The following is a 16,489-nucleotide window of genomic DNA, read 5'->3' as shown; positions in this document are numbered from 1 at the left end:
GGTCACCGCCGCGGCGCTGCGAGACCGACCTGACTGTGCAAACCTTGATCGACCCCGATCGAAGGCGGTGGCTGATGGGATCACGGACCATCCTCTCCAGCGGGACGAAGACCGAGCAGGTCTTCGGCTATTCGCGTGCCGTAAGGGCGGGCGACTTCATTTTCGTCAGCGGTACCACCGCGATGGGCCCGGACGGCCCCGTCGGCGGCGCCGATATCGTGGCGCAGTCGGCGGAATGCCTGCGCCGTATCGAAGAAGCGCTGGCACATTTCGGAGCCGGGCTCGACACCGTGGTGCGCACCCGCGTGTTCGTCACCGACATCGACCAATGGCGCCGTGTCGGCGAGGCGCATTCGGCGCGCTTCGCCGAAATCCTGCCCACGACGACCATCGTCGGTATCTCCGCGTTGTTCGACCCCCGCCTGCTGGTGGAGATCGAGGCAGACGCCGTGCTGACGACCGGGTAGCACGTCAGGCCGTCCACTCGGCCGGGGCGGCCTGGAGCCGAGCCTGGATCTGCGCGGGCGCGTGGATCGCGATCTGCGCGAGGGTTTCCTCGAGGCGTGCCCGGCACCCCGCCACCGCGTCCTGCCACGGACCCGGTGCCTCCTCATGCGGAAAGCCTCCGTCGATGCCGTTGACCGTCAGATCCTGCGCGATGGCCACGAGCCGCCGGGACAACTGAGTCAGCACCTCCGGCCAGGACACCGGGGCACGCAGGGTGAAGAAGTAGTTGTCGTAGATCAGGTTCAGCAATCTGGTGTTGCGGTGACGGGTGGGCGACTGGCGCAGCAACGACACCCCACCGGGTACCAATCGGGCGGCGACACTCTCGTGCACGTGCCGGTGCAATTCGAGCGCGTCCGCGAGCGGCCGCCCGTCGGGCAGTACCTCCGGCAACCCGTCCCGCCCGCGGAAGACCTGCCGTACCGGACGGAAATCCGGTGCCCAGCTACCGCTGAAACCAGGGTGCTGACGGCGCATGCTGGGCCGGATGACGTCCTCGTAGACCGAGGTCGGGCACGAGCCCGAGTAGAGCAGCATCGCGCAGTAGCCACGCACGTAGAGCGGGAGCGTCTCCGCGAGCTCCTCGGGTGCGATCCGGCCGCCCGCGTGGTCGTCGAGGGCCTGTGCCATCAGCACCCAGAGCACGAAGCTGACCTGGTGGCCGGTGATCCACCGGAATCCGAACAGCTCGGCCGGGTCTTCCGACCTGGCCAAGTGTTCCTTGGCGACGCCGTCGGAATTGATGGCGCGGATGCGGCGGCTGATCGCCGACGGCCACGCCCTCGGCACCTGGGGTGCGGCCCGGCCGAGCTGCCCCGCCGAGTGCTGCGGCAGGGGCAGGCCTGCCGTGGGAAGGGTCAGCGGCTCCAGGCCGTAACTCAGGCCGCCGTAGTCCCACGCCGGCGCGGCAGGCAACTCGGCGAACGGCGCGGGCGCGGTCATCATGAGCCTCCCGGTACACAGGTGAACTCCAGCTCCAGACCATTGACGTCGTAGGCGTAGAAACTGTGCACGCCCTCGTCGTCGACCACGATGGGCGTGCTCCGCTCGGTCAGGGCGAAGGTGAACTCACCCGAGTCGTAGAGCCGTTCCCAGCGCTCACGCAATACTTCGAGGTCTCCTGGCGTGGACACCGCCAGGCACACATGCTGGAACTGGACCAGGCTCTCGGTCGGCGGGATCGGCGGACGGCCGGGACGGTGGAACAAGTGCAGCCGCAGCGTTCCGACGCCGATCTCGACCAGCTGGGTGATCCCTGGCAGCCGGGAGTGGGTGAGTTCGGAGAAGGTGTCCAATGACCAGGCCGGTTCGGCGCCGATGAACGCGCGGTACCAGGCGAGGGCGTTGGCCACATCCGCGGTCTGCACCCCGACGTGATGGATACCGGTGACAGTGGTCGTCGCGGTACTCAAGGCGCTTCACTCGCCCCGGCGCAAGGTGCAGTGCTCCCGCAGCTTGGCGAGATGGTCCATGACCTCGGTGTCACCGCCGCGGCGCGCGATCTCGGTGATCGTGCGCCAGGAGAAGTCCTCCCCACCGTCCTTCCGGTACTCCGTGCGCACCACGATGCCCGCCACCTGCGAGAGGGTGTCCATCGAGAGAACTCCGGAAAGGTTGTGCAGTGCCTCGCGCTCGTCCTCGGTGATTTTCGGGCGCTCCACAGTGTTCTCAGCCGGGATACCGCCACTGGCGGTCGCCGGGAAGGCGAACAGATCGGCCTGACCGGGAGCGTCGGCGAAGTCGAGGATCAGGTGGTAGCGGCGGGTGTCGGACAGCACGGCCGCGCTGTGCAGGTGGGTCACGTCGAGCGACCACACCTGCCCGACGGGCATCCGGTAGATCGTGCGGTCGTCCATGAACAGGCACGTCTCGTCGGTGGCGAGCGGGATGTGGAAGCGGTGTGCGGCCCTGGCCTCGATCGGGTCCTCGACGAACTCAACGAAGTCGCGATGCGGGATCAGCACGTTGTCGGTCATGAGCACCAACCGCGCGAAGAGCATGTGCTCGGTGTTGAACGAGCGGGTGATCAGTTCGTTGAGGTAGTCGAGCTGGGTGCCGTATTCGGTGGGCACACAGGGAAGTGTGCGGTCGTAGTGCGCGATGACACCGTCGCCGACTTCCCCGCCGACCGCCCAAAGCATGCAGCTCTTCCACGGCAAGCCGCTCTGGAACTCCCCGTACTGTTCGGCGAAGCCGAAGCCGTCGGTCGTCGCCAGCTCACGGTCCACGCGCTGCCGGTCGATGTCGATGTTCCCCAAGGTTTGTGTCTGCACGTCGAGGTCCTCTGGTCAGGGCGGATTGGTCATCATTCACTCTGGCGAGGTGGACTACAGGGCGGCTACATCAGCTTCGGCGGGCGCGGGCGGCGCCTCCACGGTCAACCCCATGGCGACACCCAGTCGTTCCACCGCGACACGCAGCTGCTCGTCGAGGGCTCGCGGCTCGTCGCCCCAACCGGCGACACATCCCGCCCGGCCCTCCTCGCTGACCGGGGTACGCACCCTCGCGCCCGGTCCGACGAACTGGCTGACCAGCCGGACGTCGGGAAGTCCGGAAACGACGGTCGCCGGCGGCACGAAGCGACGGACCAGCCCCGTGCCGACGAGGAAGCGGACCTGCGCGTACGGCGCGCACGCCGGGGTCTCGGCGGCTCCCGGCAACTCGGCCGCCGATCCCAGGGCGATCAGCGCCTGAGCGCGGTAAAGGTCGAGCCCGCCGACCCGGCGGGTGAGCTCGGGCACGAGCGCCCCGCCTGGCCGCAACGCGAATTCCAGCGGTGTCCACCGGTCGCCGTCGATCTTGAATTCCGCGTGGACCAGCCCATCCGCCAGCTTCAGGGCGGCCGCGATCGCGGCAAGCCGCGCCTCGGCCGCATCGTGATCGGGCGAACGACTCGCGTACTTGGCGGAAGTGGCGATGAATCCTTGCCCTCCCCCGTACTCACAGTCCACAACGGACACGAAGACCGGCCGCCCGGACACGATCACGGCGTCGACACACACCTCACGTCCCGGCAGGAACTCCTCGATGACCGCCGTGCGCGATGGCGAGAGCGACCGCACCACGGGCCATTGCCGCCGTGCCTCGGCCTCGCCGCCGACCGCGAGCACCCCCGCGCTGCCCGCCGAGTCCACCGGTTTGAGGACCGCGCGTCCGGTGGTCTCGGCGTAGAACTCGCCGATGTCGTCCGGGCCGGTCACTCGCCGCCAGCACGGCACCGTGATCCCCGCCTTGGACAGCAGCTCCCGCTGCCGCCATTTGGATCGCGCGACTTCGGCTCGCTCCGGGCCCACACCCGGAAGACCGAGTCGCCCGGCTATCCGGGCCGCGGTGGCCTGGGACGCGTCCGACAGGGTGGTCACGCCGTCGCAACCGCGGACCAGCTCCGCGATCCGATCCACGTCGGCACTGCCGTCGCGCGTGTCCACCGGGTGGAAGACGTCGGCCAGCAGGTCGTAGCGAGCCGGAGAATGCCCGTCGAGCAGCAGCACCCGCACCCCCATCGCCCGCCACTCCGCCAAGGCGGCCTCACGCATCGGACTTGCCCCGAGCACAGCCAGTCGCGCGCCTGACACTGGAGAGAAGACAGTCATGCGTACGACGGTCACAGCGGCGGATATACGCTCGCTACATCAGCCGATTCCCGGTCCCACTCCGCAGGTTCGGCCCCGGCGGCACCCTCATGAACGTCACGTTCACCGAAGAGACCCTGCGACAACGGCCCGAAGCACTTTCCGCCGCGGTGATGTCGACCATCCAGCAGGCCGTGGCCGAATCTGCGAGGAGTACACAGCGGCGGGTTTTGGGCATGGGTCACGACTCTCTCCAGAAGGGGCAGGCTGAGCGCGGTATCAGCACAGGAGTTACGCCGAGCGGGCCGAGTCCAGCTCTGCGAGCCTGCGTACGGACCGGTCGCGCCAATGTGTCGCCTGCAGGTCGGCATTGTGGTCAGCCGCCTGCCGGAAGAGGGAGACGGCCTGCTCGTGTTCGCCCGCTCCTGCGGCCACCTCGCCGAGAAAGTGGTCGATGGAGCCCCAGCAGAGGATTCCCGAACCGTTGGTGACCGCGCGTCCCGAGTACGGCAGCAGCCGTTCCAGGGCGTACCGGCAGGAAGCGGTGTCACCGCACAGTGCCCAGGTGTAGGCGCGCAGGACCATCTGGAGCAGCCATAGCCAGTCCTGCGGTGGCTCGGGGGTCTCCTTGGCGGGCTGGCAATGCGCGCGAGCCTCGGCGAGGTTGCCCTGGAGTGCCAGCGCCAAACCCAGGTGCGCGGAGGTGATCGGGCTTCCAGGGCGGTGCTTGGCCCGGATCACGGCCTCGAGTTCGCGATACCCGCGCCGGTCCAGCAGCCAGGACGCGACCTGGGCGGCGTAGGCGGGTTCGGCGCCCCACACGGTCCGCCGGTGCGCCAGGAACGCCTCGTGGGACAGCCGCTCGGCGGCGTCGGTGTCCCCGGTGAGCCCGGTGCGCATCGCGGACCACCACCGCAAGTGCACGTCGACCTCGGGCAGCAATACCTGCTCGTTGGCCTTCCGGCAGGCGTCGATGTCGCGTTGCGCGGCCGCGATGTCGCCGTTTTCCAGGACCGAATGTGCCCGGCGCAGCAAAGCGATCGGTGCCCACTCGGGTGCGCATCCGGGCTTGGCACTGAGCTCGACGAGCTCGTTCGCGATCCGCAGCCGGTCCGGCAGGGTGTCCGGTCGCCTGATCGCGTTGTAGCGCATGTGCAGGGTCCGGATCAGCAAACCCTGGTCATCGAGCCGCCTGGCCATCGACACGGCCTCGGCGGAAATCCGGCTCAGTTCGCGCGGATCGCTGTCCGGGGCGAAGTAGCCCTCGACGGCCAGAGCGGCCAGGCAGAGGCTACGGACGGGTGTGTCGTCCGAGGGCAAGCGCCGGGCCGCGGCTTGCAGTGCCTGGAAGGTGTCCGTGTCGCAGACGCCGTACTCCCGTGTGGACCCGATCGCTTCGGCGGCGTGCACCCCTGCGGCGGCGGCCAGTGCCGCCGGGTCGCCGGACCGCTCGGCGAGTCGGATCGCCCGCCGCAACGCCGTGGTGGCCTGGTCCTGCAAGCCGCTGCGACAGCTCGCCCGGCCGAGCCGCACCAGTACCTCACGCAGCCGGGCGGTGTCCTCGGCGTTCCGGGGCGGCACGTAGTTGTCGATCACGTCGACCACGCCGGACAACAGCCGCGCCTGGTTCGGGTGGGCGGACACGTGGCCGGCCCGCTCCGCGGCGGCCAGCCCGGCTTCGACAGCGCGCTCCGCGTGACCCGTGGGCGCCGCGGCCAGCCAGTGGAACGCGCGGGCGTCAAGCAGATCGGGATCCCCGCCGGTGCCTGCGCGCCGGTCCAGCGCCGTGGCGATATCCGCGTGTACCCCGGCGAGGCGCAGCCGGGAGACCGAGTGGCGCAGCGCGTCCCGGATCAGCGCGTGGTCGAACCGGTAGCGGTTGGCGACGCCGGTCTCGGTGAGCAGCCGGTGCCGCAGACCGGCCTCCAGCATGTCCAGCAGCGCGTCCCGCGGGGTGTGGGACACCTCGGCCACCAGGTCGACTTCGAACTCCTCGCCCAGTGCCGCGGCGATCAGCAGCGCGGACCGTGCGTCCCCTGGCAGTTGCCGCACCCTGCGCATGATCAGTTCCCTGGCGCCGTCGGGGAGGGCGGTAGCCAGGTCGACCGGCTCGATCTCGCGCGCCAGACGGGCCAATTCGACCGCGTGGAAGGGATTTCCGCCCGAGCGGGTGTGCAGCAACCGGGCGACGGCGGGGTCGACCGGTGCGCCGAGCTCGTGCTCGGCCAGGGTGGACACCTCCGTCTCGGTGAGGCGGCGCAACGGGAGGCGGGTGCCAGCCACGGCCGGGAGCGTGTCGTCCCGGCTGGTGCCCAGCACGACCAAGGGCAGCTCGGGCAGCACGGTGGCCAGCAGATGCAGCACGGTGAGCGAATCCCTGTCGGCCCAGTGCAGATCCTCCAGCACCACCAGCAGTGGTCGCCGCCCGGCCACCGCCACGAGCGCGGTCACGATCGCCGCATGCACACGGGAGCCGGGCACCCCGGCCCGGTCCGGTGGCGGGTCGGCTTCGCCGTCCAGGGTGCGCAGCACGGTCATCCAGGGCCAGAGATCGGGCACTCCCTCGCTGTCCGGACAGCGGCCGACCGCCACGGCCAGGCCGAGCTCGGCCGCCCGCCCGGCGGCCGCCTGCGCCACCCGTGTCTTGCCGATACCCGGCTCGCCGACGGCCAGCAGCAGCCCGCCCCGGCCCGCTCCCGCCGCGCGCAGTGCCGTGTCGACAGCGGCCAGCACGTCCTCTCGTCCTGGGATACTTTGCGGTGGAACGGTTTCGCCGGTGGCCGCAGGCCCAGGGCGAGGTGCCGGTTCGTCCCGCAGCAGCCGTTGCTGTGTCTCGACCAGCAGTGTGCCGGGGTTCAGCCCGAGGCCCTCGGCCAGCGCCGCGCTGTGCCGCCGGTACACCGCGAGACCGTCGGCGCTGCGGCCCGATCCGTGCAAGGCCAGCATCAACTGGGCGGTGAACCGGTCCCGCAGCGGGTGGGCCTCGGTGAGCGCGGACAGTTCGGCGACCAGTTCCCGATGGCGGCCCAGGCGCAGTTCATGGTCGATGCACTCTTCCCAGGCGGTCAGGCGCTGTTCGTTGAGGTCGAACGGACCCGCGGCAGGCCGCCTGCCGGGCAGTCCGTCGAGCACAGGACCTCGCCACAGTGCCAGCGCGCGGCGCAGCAGCAGGGCGGCCGACCGGGGGTCGGTGTCCCGCCGGGCCTGGGCGACCCGCGCGGTGAACAGGTCCGCGTCGAGCTGGTCGGCAGCCACCCTCAGCCGGTAGCCGGGGCCGTCCGTCTCCACCGCGCTTGCGCAGCGCGCCTCCGCCAGCCGCCTGCGGACCCCCGCGGCCAGGTTCCGGATCTGCTTGGCCGCGGTGGCCGGTGGCTGTTCATCCCACACCGCGTCCACCAGCCGGTCGACCGGCACGACCCGGTTCGGGTTCAGCAGCAGGGCGGCCAGCAGCCGTTCCTCACGCGGCCCGCCCAGCCGCACCCTTGTCTCGGCGGCCACGATCTCCAGTGGCCCCAGGATGGCGAACTCCACCACGACTCCTCCCCCTCGGCGAGTCTTCCGGCCGATTCCCGTTCGCTGACGCGCCGGGGCCTGCCGAAAGAATCATCGCAGAGGGCGAGGAGATCTCAGGGTGTCGTGAGGCGTGGTGAAGCTAGTTCCACGGGTTGGCGGCCTGGTCGTTGACCGCCGTCCAGAACCTGATCCCCTTGGTGAACTCGGGCAACTGCCCGCTCACCAGGTCACCGTAGGCCCACAGCGACCAGCCGCCGCCGTCGTGGAACTCGGCCATCCGGAAGCCGGAGCCGAAGCTGGACCGGCAGATGCCGTCGGCGGCCTCCCGGCTGATCAGCGCCGCACCCGGCACCGGTTTGGTGATCTTGACGGTGCCGTTGGCCCAGGCGTTGAACCCGCTGGTCGGGATGTCACCGAACGGCGGGGCCACGTTGAGGGTCACCAGGCACAGGATCGGCGCCTTCGCGGAGGCCGGGGTGTCGCCCTGGTACGGATCGCTGGCTGGCCCGTCACGACCGACGTGGAACACCGGGATATCACCGAATTTGCCGGTGCGCCGCGACTCCAGCACCGTCCAGGTCATCCCGGCGTGGGTGGCCGGGCGCGGGCCGGTGCGGACGTAGAGGAGCCGGTTGGCCGAATACGGTCCGGGGTCGGGGATCTTGTTCACGGTGGCGTCACCGATCAGCACCTGGCGCACTTCGTCCGGGCTCGCCGCCGGGTGGCTCTGCAGGTAGGCGGCCGCCGCGCCCGCCACCGCCGGCGCCGAGATCGAGGTGCCCGTGGTGACGCCGTACTGCCCGTCGCCGTCCTTGCCCGCGGTCTTGACGTCGACGCCGGGGGCGAAGATGTCGACCTTGCCGTAGTTGGCCCAGCCGGGCTTGTTGTCCGAGGAGTCCACGGCGCTCACCGAGATCACGCCGCCGGCTCGGGCCGGGCTCTGCCGGTCGGCGTTGTGACCACCGTTGCCCGCGGAGGCGACCACGGTGACGCCTCTGTCGATCGCCCGGCTCGCGGCCCTGTCGACCGGGGTGGGCTTGCGCATCCAGCGCCGCCAGAAACCGGGCCGGAACCCGTAACTGAGGCTGGCGACCGAGGGACCCTGATGGTTCTTGGCCACCCAGTCCAGGCCGAAGACCGCCGTGGACTGGAACAGGGAGATCAGCGGGTTGTACAGGTTGCCGTGGCATCCCGCGACCCGCACCGACCGCAGGTTCACGCCGGGCGCGACCCCCAGCGTGGAGCCGCCCGCGACACTGGCCGCCGCGGTGCCGTGGCCGTTGCAGTCGCCGTCCCGGACACCGCCGACCTTGATGAAGTCCATCGCGAGCGACGCCCGGCCGCCGAACTCCTGGTGCGTGGTACGCAGTCCGGTGTCCAGCAGGAAGACGTCCACGCCGACGCCGGTGCTGCCCCGGTCGTAGGGCTGGTGGTCCAGCGGGAGGTCACGCTGGTCGACCCGGTCGAGGTTCCAGCCGACGTCGTTGGGCTCCCCGTAGCTGTCCTGCTCGATGGTCTCCACCTTCGGGTCCGCGCTCAGCGCCTGCGCCTGCGCGTCGGTGGCGGTGAAGGAGAACCCGTTCGTGCCGGACAGCACGTCCAGCACCGTGCCGCCATGGCGGCCGACGAGTTCCGCGGCGGTCGCGGCGAGTTGGCTCTCCGGGATACTCGCGGGCAGCGAAGCGATGAACTGCCCCGGTACGGCCCACTCGGCGGTGAGGAACTTCGGCGGGGTGATCGACTCGGGTGCGGGCAGGGTGCCCGCGGAGTTCCACGGGTTGGCGGGCTGGTCGCTGATCGCGGTCCAGAACCGGGTACCGGCGGGAATCGAGCCGGCGCCCCAGAACGACCATCCGCCGCCGTCGTGGAACTCGGCCAGTTTCCAACCCGCGCCGAACGTCTCGGCGCAGACCACGTCGCCCTGGCCCTGCGAGGTCAGCACCGCACCCGGCACGGGCGGGGTGGCGCGGGTCTGCCCGCCAAGCCACCCGCTGTACTGGTCGAGTGACACGTTCGCCGGTTTGGGCCTGCCGTCCTTGAGGACGCACAGCACCGGCAGGGACTGATCGATGGTGGTGTCCCCGCGGTAGGCGTCGGTGCGCGAGTCGGCACCCACGTGGACGCTGCCGTCGACCTGGCCGAGGACGGTCCAGGTCATACCCGTTTTGATACCGGCCGCCTCGGCGGAAACCGCGCTCATGGTCGTCAGGCCCACGAGAACCACGGCCGCCGAGGACCAGAGTCTGGACAGAAATGTTGTCGCCAATGCGTTCCCCTTGATCGATTGGTCACGACCGGACCATTCATCCAGGGGACGGCACCGATCCGGCATCGGACCGTCACTCACCGGTCACGACCGTGTCCAGCGATCGGCCGCCAAGGGGCATCACGGCTGAATACGTGGTCATGGCATCGACGACCGATGCCGGCGTGGTCCGCTCAAGTACCGGCGGCTCGGTGATCGCCGGGACCTGTATGACGTCGCCCACGAGCAGGCCGGTCCGGTGCGGTCCACCCGTGCATCTGGCCTGCGGTGACACACAGGCGGCCCGATGACCGGGCTCTGCCGCCCTCGCCCGGTCTCAGTCAACGCGTCGAGACAGTCAGTGTTCCTGAATGTCAGCCTGTTGCGGTCGGTGGCGGCGTACGGCTTTGCCGTGTCCGCCGGAGGTAAGCCGACCAGGCACCGCCCCTTAGTCCCTTACCTCGCCTGATCAGGGAATGAGCGAAGGTAAGGGGTCGAATCAGGTGCGGCTTCAGGTGATCACCCGATGCTCCAGCGCACCCCTCAGGACGACTCTGAGCACTACCGACGAGACACAAAGTTCCTGAAGGGACAAGACCGTGATGAACAGCAACGACGTTCTTCTCACCGGCGTACTGGCCGAGGTCGACTACCGCGCCGAGCAAATGCTCAAGGCAGGCCGCAACGCCTGGATCGACCGGGCACGCCGCGCGGGCAAACGACTCCGCACACACCGCACCCAGAGCCGGGCGACAGTTCACTGACGTCGAGCCCTCACACTGCCTGGCCTCGTTCATGCCCTTCCAGGGGTGGTGAGGGCCTCGCAGCGGCTAACCTGTCGACCAACACAACGCGTAGCCATTCTTGCCGACACAGAGAAGAAGGTCCACCAAGCTTGATGAAGCAGCAGCAGATCCTCGACGCCCGGCTGAGCGATTGGCGAAAGCTCATCCGGGCCCTCCACGCGCGGTTCCTCACCGGTGACTTCGCCAAGGGCCTCGCGTTCGTCACCGCCGTCGGCAAGGCCGCCGAACGCGCCGGTCACCACCCCGACGTCAACCTGACATACTCCTTCGTAGACCTGAAACTGATCAGCCACGACGTTTCCCAGGTCACCCAGCGCGACATCGACCTCGCCCGGCAGATCAGCGAAATCGCCCGCGCACAAGGGATCGAATCCAACCCGAGCGGACTCGCCGAAATCGAACTCGCCCTCGACTCCGCCGACCTCGCCGCCGCCGGCCCGTTCTGGGCCGCCTTGCTCGACGGCGGATTCACCGGCGATGACGTCGTCGCCCCTGACGGACGGCTGCCGTCGCTCTGGTTCCAGCACACCGACGCACACGAGACTCCACGCCAGCGTTTCCACCTCGATCTGTGGCTACCGCACGACATCGCCGAAGAACGCATCGCGGCCGCCGTCGCCGCGGGCGGGCGAGTGGTCTACGACGACGAAGCCCCGGCCTTCGTCGTCCTGGCCGATCCCGAAGGCAACAAAGCCTGCGTGTGCACGTTCCTCAACCGCTGAGCCCCAGCAGCGCGCCGCCGACGATGGTGTAGCTAGTGTCCCGACGGTGAAGATCTGGACGGAGCCGCCCGCCAAGACCGACGTCGAAGCCGTTGTACGCCGCTACTTCGGCCTCCTGCGGGACGGGAAGACGACTGAGGCCGAGCAACTGGTCGATCACACGTCGGTCAAGCACGTGCTCAAATCGCTCTGGTCGGGTTCTGTCGGTGCGAGCCTCGATACGGAGCCGGCCGCCGGTGAGTGGGAACGCGACTTGTCCTGGCTGGCCGAGCTCACCCTGGGAAACTTCGCCTGGAACGACTCCAGGAGCAATCTCTACGTCGAGATCACCTTCCGCGAGCAGACGATCGAGGTGGCCTTGGGCTTCTGGGTCAAACCTGTCGATCACGGTTGGGTCGTCTCGGGACCGTCCACGCTCTGGTAGCTGGCAGGAATGGTCTGGGCTCGATCAACGAAGGACCGACGTGACCTCGCGAGGATGCGGGAGCCACCAGGCCCGCGCCCATGCGTGACGCCTGTGCTCTGCCCTCGACAAGCGGTGGCCCGGACCGAACTCGGTCTGGAGCTGTGGCTGCAAACCCCTTGCAAGGGAAGGACCCTCTGGGCTTGTCACGAAGCCCACCTGGCCTACTTGGAACGGTATGTCGCGGCCAGACTTCGCGAGCAGGTGCCGAACAGGAACAGCAGCCTGGCCAGCCGCCTTCCCGCCTGGATCAAGTCCGAGAAGAACCGTGACGCCGTCTCACGTGCCTTGAGCCGAATGCGTGCTTCCTTGCTCACCGGAGAAACGTCAGCCGGCCGCGCATAGTCGGCCAACCATGTCTCCGCAAAGGACACCTCCCACTCCGGGCGGATGGCTCGGCCAAGGAGCAGCAGCCATCAGCATCGCGCCCTGACAGCTAGCCAAGTACAAGGCCGCACGCGATCGCCCCTCGACAGGATCTGAATGGATTCCATCAGGGGCGATCGCAGCGTGCATGGGCTAGTTCTTCGTGTGGTAGGCCTCGACGGCCTCGGACGGGATCCGCCCGCGATCGGACACGGCGAACCCGTTCTTCCGGGCCCAGGCGCGGATGGCCTGGTTCAGCTCGCGATCGACCGCTGTGGTCTGCTTGGTTGCCACAGGGGCCGCAGCCACGGCGGGCGTGAGCCGACGCTTGCGGCCACCGGACCGACGGGCGTGCTCGACGAACTGCGCCATCGTGTCACGAAGCTCCTCGGCGTTTTCCGCGGAGAGATCGATCTGATAGGACACGCCGTCCAGGCCGAACTCGATGGTCTCTTCCGCCTCGGTCCCATCGATGTCATCGACAAAACTGACCGATACTTGCTGAGCCACGCTGCGCCCTCCAGAAATAGAAATACCGACCAGTCGAATAGTACTCGACCATATTCAATTCTACACCCGCACATTACGGTCGTTGCGGAAATCCTGCATGTCTGGGCTCGACCTTGTCGCCTGGATAGCCTGATTCCTCGCGATGAGACTCCGAGGCTCAGAGAGGTACTGAGCACCTGTCTCCCGGTCGAACCGTTCAGCCGACATCCGCGGTAGTGCGCGGATTCCCGGCCTACCACTGCTATCGGCTGATCCGGTAACGCCACGTGTGGCCGCACGGCAGTCCTGCAGGCACGGTGTACTGGTCGAGTGTGGACGGTGTGACGCCGGGGCCGCACTGCTCACCGGTGGCCGTTTCTGGCCAGCCGTGCCGCGCCGAGGACCGCTCAGCGGCGGGGATTCCTTGAGCGCGCAGGGCCGCCATTGGGTGTCCCGTTCGACTCGCGTTGACCGGGTGCCTGACCAGGCGTGGTCGAAGACGTCCGGGATGACAGAGAATCCTTTGTCCCCCAAAGATGGCGGTGCAGGTGATCTTTCCCCGGAGAGGAAGTCCGGGCCAGCGATGCGAGGAAGTTCCACATCGGACAGTGCTCTGACAAGCTCGCGGCTTTAGCGATGGCGTTCTGTGTCGCGGCCCGTCCGGAGCAGGAGGCGACACCGTGGACGTGGAGTGTGACGCGGTGCACGCCTCGTCCGCCGAGCCATCGGTGTCCAGCAGCAGCCGGGTCAGTGTCTTGACCGCGTCCGGCGGTGCTCCCGGCCGGCTTCGCTGAGAGCCGCTGGAGTGTTCTCGATGGACATGGCCGGGGACCATAGCCACGGTGACCGACAAGACCGGAGCGCCCGCTACACGATCTGGAGAACCGTCGCAGCAGCTTCACCGAACCGGGTGACAGAAGGCTGCCGCACAGGCGCTGCCGGCACGCGCGAAGCACAGTTCGCCGGAGCCACATGGCATCCATTGCCCGTCACTACCACCGTCGTCGCTCCTTACCTGCATCTGCCGTAGCGCAACGATGTCACTGACCAACCCGAGCAGGCCACAGCGCACCGATCGATCACTCGTGCTAGCCAGATCACCCTGGTCGCGTGGCCTCAGCCTTGCGACCAGGGTGGGAGAACGATTGCTGTGGCTAACGCCGTCGGCGCCTCCGCACCCTGAACGCCACCACGCCCACCACGGCGAGGACAGCCACACTCAGCCACACCGCGGTTGGCACACCGAACATCACGCCGGCGGCACTCAGCAGGGATCCGATCAACATGGGTGATGCTCCTTCGATGGTCATTATCGCGACGGCATAACCGTTGATGACGACGCTACGAACACCACCCCGGCTGTGTCGTCGGTTCGCGGGAGGACCCGTGGTGGAGCTTTCCCAGGCAGATGTCCACCCCATCTACACCTCCAGCACCAGGACACCCTGCCCGGAAACAGTCGGGGTGGTCGTGAATGATGTCGGAAAGCCGTGTGCGGGAGAACTGCATGCACGGTTCGAGGTGGCGGGGACTGGCAACAGAGCGTCAAGCGCCCGCGCCAGTCCCCTGCCCCGCTAATTCAGGAAGTCGCCGCGGTAGTCCTCGGCCCACTGGGCATAGGTGCGGCCCGGTCGGCCGGTGATCCTTTCGATGGTGTCGGTGATCGGTGCCGGGCGGTCGAGGTGACGGGCCCAGTCGTCGAGCAGGACGTCGGCGGGCGCGTGCGGGCCCATGGCCGTTCGGGCTTGCTCCACGGGCAGTTCCTCGTACCGGAGCGGTCGCTCGAGCGCTTCGGCCAGGAGCGCGATCTGCTCCGCGTGGGTCAGGGATTGCGGGCCGGTGACCGGGTAGGTCCGGCCGGCGTGGGCGTCGTCGGTGAGGGCCGCCACGGCGATGCCCGCGAAGTCGGCGGGGTGGATCGGGGCGCCGGCGGCCTGGGCGTACGGGCCTCGGACGACGTCACCTGCCCGTACCTGCCCCGGCACATCGAACGCCCATTGGATGGGGTTGGCGGCGGACAGTTCCAGACGCAGCATCGTCCATTCCAGACCGGAGTCGCGGAGCTGCTGCTCGATGTCGTGGTGGAAGGCGGCGACGGGGTGGGGCTGCTCGGCCGCGGTGTCGTCCACCGAGCCCGAGGACTGGAAGACGATGCGCCGCACGCCGGCTTCCTTCGCGGCGGCCAGGAACGCCGGTGCGAAGCCAGGTACGACGGCCAGCAGGAACACCGTTGACACGCCGCGCATCGCGATCGCCAGGGACTCGGGGTCGGCCAGGTCGCCGGCGACGACGTCGGTGGTGGCCGGGAGGCCGGTGTTCTCCGGGTCGCGGGTCAGGGCGCGCACCGGGTGGCCGGCGGCGGTGAGCTGGCCGACGATCTCACGGCCGACGGGGGCGGTGGCGGCGGTGACGAGGATCATGATGGTTCTCCTTCTGGTGAAAGGGATCGGTGGGGTGGGGACGCGACACCTGGGCGGGTCGCGTCCCCTGCGGGGCTCAGGTCAGAGGCTGGAGAGGTCGATGGCGTCGGCCATCGCCTGCAAGCCGGCGTCGTTGGGGTGCAGCCGGTCGCCGGCGTCGAACTCGGCGCGCAGTGCGGCCGGGTCGGCGGGGTCGGCCAGGACGGCGGCGAAGTCCACCACCGCGTCGTACTCGCCGCCCGTGCGGATCCAGCGGTTGACCTCGCCGCGGATCTGTTCGCCGCGCGGGCTGTCCAGCATCGAGCCCTTCATCGGGGTGACGGTGCCGCCGATGATCCTGACGCCGCGGTCGCGGGCGGCCCGGATCAGCTTCCGGTGCGCCCGGATCAGCTCGGCGCTGGTGACCTCGGGGTTGAAGCCGATGTCGTTGAGCGCCTGGGTGACGACGACGCTGCGCACGCCCGGCTGGTCGAGGACGTCGCGGCGGAACCGCGACAGCGCGCTGTCACCGCAGCAGTCGGAATCGTCGAGCACCCGGTTGCCCGCGATGCCCGCGTTGAGCACCGCCAGCGGCTCACGGGACGCGACCAGCCGTTCGGCCAACTGGTCGGGATAGCGGTTGTCGGCGTTCTTGGTGGCGCTGACACCGTCGGTGATCGAGTCGCCGAACGTGACGACCGCGGACCGGGCCGGACCGCCTGCGATGTCCACACCGGACAGGTAGTACCAGGAGTGGCTCTCGGCGGTGTACGCCCTTCCGGTGGCGTCGAACCGGTGGTCGCCCTTTGTGCGGTACGTCGTCGCGGTCGCCGCCTCGTGGAAGGTCGCCGGTCCGGTGGGCGCGGCGAAGTACAGCGTGACCGCCAACCGGTCCAGCGCGGACGTGGGCAGCAGCGTCACGTCGCTGACCGCCTCCGAGCCGACCGGGACCACTGTGGACTGCGAGCGGCCGAACCGCAGCGGGCGAACTGTGCCCGGCTGGATCGACGCGCCGTCGCCCGCCTTGGCGACTGTGGCGCCCGCCAGGCGCAGCGGCGACGTTCCGTAGCGGTTGGACAATCGGATACGCAACTGCGTGCCACCCCGGCTGATCCGTACGACTTGGCGGACCGACTCGCCTGCGAACCCGTCGAGCGACCAGTTCGCGCCCTGCCAGGTCGCACCCATGGGGCGCTGCATCGAGGTGGTCCAGGTGCCGGTCCATCGGTCGGCGGGGGCCGCGGCGGCGGGTGGTGCGATGAGGGCCCCGGCGACGCCGGCGGCTGCGAGGACGAGGCTCAATCCCTTGGTTCCCATGCCGACAAATCTCGTTCAAGCACCCCCTCGGCCACATCAGGAGAACTGTCCTCATCGGCAGACAGAACTCTTTACGCGCCCTCCGCCAAC

At 69.0% G+C, this 16,489-nt stretch carries 14 protein-coding genes; 4 read left to right on the top strand and 10 right to left on the bottom strand.

Annotated features, from left to right (window positions below):
- Positions 1–74 precede the first annotated feature (74 nt).
- Positions 75–467 carry a RidA family protein gene (locus AMYAL_RS0129230; RefSeq protein ID WP_020634828.1) on the top strand — a complete coding sequence of 131 codons (393 nt, stop codon included), beginning with the start codon at positions 75–77 and terminating at the stop codon, positions 465–467.
- Positions 468–471: 4 nt separating this feature from the next.
- On the opposite strand, the gene AMYAL_RS46345 is transcribed toward AMYAL_RS0129230, so the two are convergent.
- The 6 genes from AMYAL_RS46345 to AMYAL_RS47855 form a co-directional block, all read right to left on the bottom strand.
- Entirely contained in the window at positions 472–1,452 is a 981-nt protein-coding gene (locus AMYAL_RS46345; protein ID WP_143267731.1) for a hypothetical protein, read from the bottom strand.
- A complete protein-coding gene (locus AMYAL_RS0129220; RefSeq protein ID WP_020634826.1) occupies positions 1,449–1,919 on the bottom strand; it encodes a VOC family protein in 471 nt (156 codons plus the stop codon). Before AMYAL_RS0129220 ends, AMYAL_RS46345 begins: the two co-directional genes overlap by 4 nt.
- 6 nt (positions 1,920–1,925) lie before the next feature.
- Positions 1,926–2,780, bottom strand: a complete 855-nt coding sequence (locus AMYAL_RS0129215; protein WP_020634825.1) for an aspartyl/asparaginyl beta-hydroxylase domain-containing protein — start codon at positions 2,778–2,780, stop codon at positions 1,926–1,928.
- Positions 2,781–2,834: 54 nt separating this feature from the next.
- A complete protein-coding gene (locus AMYAL_RS0129210; RefSeq protein WP_167336164.1) occupies positions 2,835–4,043 on the bottom strand; it encodes an ATP-grasp domain-containing protein in 1,209 nt (402 codons plus the stop codon).
- Between the two features lie 327 nt (positions 4,044–4,370).
- Complete coding sequence (locus AMYAL_RS0129205; RefSeq protein ID WP_039794291.1) at positions 4,371–7,610, bottom strand: ATP-binding protein; 3,240 nt, start codon at positions 7,608–7,610, stop codon at positions 4,371–4,373.
- A gap of 121 nt (positions 7,611–7,731) precedes the next feature.
- Positions 7,732–9,792: a S8 family peptidase gene (locus tag AMYAL_RS47855; protein ID WP_167336163.1), complete on the bottom strand. Its 2,061-nt coding sequence runs from the start codon at positions 9,790–9,792 to the stop codon at positions 7,732–7,734.
- Positions 9,793–10,439: 647 nt separating this feature from the next.
- On the opposite strand from AMYAL_RS47855, the gene AMYAL_RS49940 reads away from it, so the two are divergent.
- From AMYAL_RS49940 to AMYAL_RS0129180, 3 genes are all read left to right on the top strand, one after another.
- Positions 10,440–10,601, top strand: coding sequence for a hypothetical protein (locus AMYAL_RS49940; RefSeq protein WP_020634820.1), 162 nt, complete (start codon positions 10,440–10,442; stop codon positions 10,599–10,601).
- A gap of 134 nt (positions 10,602–10,735) precedes the next feature.
- Entirely contained in the window at positions 10,736–11,365 is a 630-nt protein-coding gene (locus AMYAL_RS0129185) for a VOC family protein (RefSeq protein ID WP_020634819.1), read from the top strand.
- Positions 11,366–11,411: 46 nt separating this feature from the next.
- A complete protein-coding gene (locus tag AMYAL_RS0129180) occupies positions 11,412–11,789 on the top strand; it encodes a hypothetical protein (protein WP_020634818.1) in 378 nt (125 codons plus the stop codon).
- Positions 11,790–11,992: 203 nt separating this feature from the next.
- Here the strand turns inward: AMYAL_RS0129180 and AMYAL_RS49395 are convergent, their stop codons facing one another.
- From AMYAL_RS49395 to AMYAL_RS0129155, 4 genes are all read right to left on the bottom strand, one after another.
- Positions 11,993–12,145, bottom strand: a complete 153-nt coding sequence (locus AMYAL_RS49395; protein ID WP_020634817.1) for a hypothetical protein — start codon at positions 12,143–12,145, stop codon at positions 11,993–11,995.
- Between the two features lie 202 nt (positions 12,146–12,347).
- The gene (locus AMYAL_RS0129170) at positions 12,348–12,704 is read right to left on the bottom strand and encodes a histone-like nucleoid-structuring protein Lsr2 (protein WP_020634816.1); all 357 of its coding nucleotides are present in this window, start codon (positions 12,702–12,704) and stop codon (positions 12,348–12,350) included.
- Between the two features lie 1,553 nt (positions 12,705–14,257).
- On the bottom strand, positions 14,258–15,103 hold the full coding sequence (locus tag AMYAL_RS0129160; protein WP_020634814.1) for an NAD(P)H-binding protein: 846 nt from the start codon (positions 15,101–15,103) through the stop codon (positions 14,258–14,260).
- 81 nt (positions 15,104–15,184) lie between these two features.
- The gene (locus AMYAL_RS0129155; RefSeq protein ID WP_020634813.1) at positions 15,185–16,399 is read right to left on the bottom strand and encodes an SGNH/GDSL hydrolase family protein; all 1,215 of its coding nucleotides are present in this window, start codon (positions 16,397–16,399) and stop codon (positions 15,185–15,187) included.
- Positions 16,400–16,489 lie beyond the last annotated feature (90 nt).

This window comes from Amycolatopsis alba DSM 44262 (genome assembly GCF_000384215.1).
GTDB lineage: Bacteria > Actinomycetota > Actinomycetes > Mycobacteriales > Pseudonocardiaceae > Amycolatopsis > Amycolatopsis alba.
The sequence above is the reverse complement of the archived record's forward strand: the minus strand, read 5'-3'. Positions and strand labels throughout refer to the sequence as shown.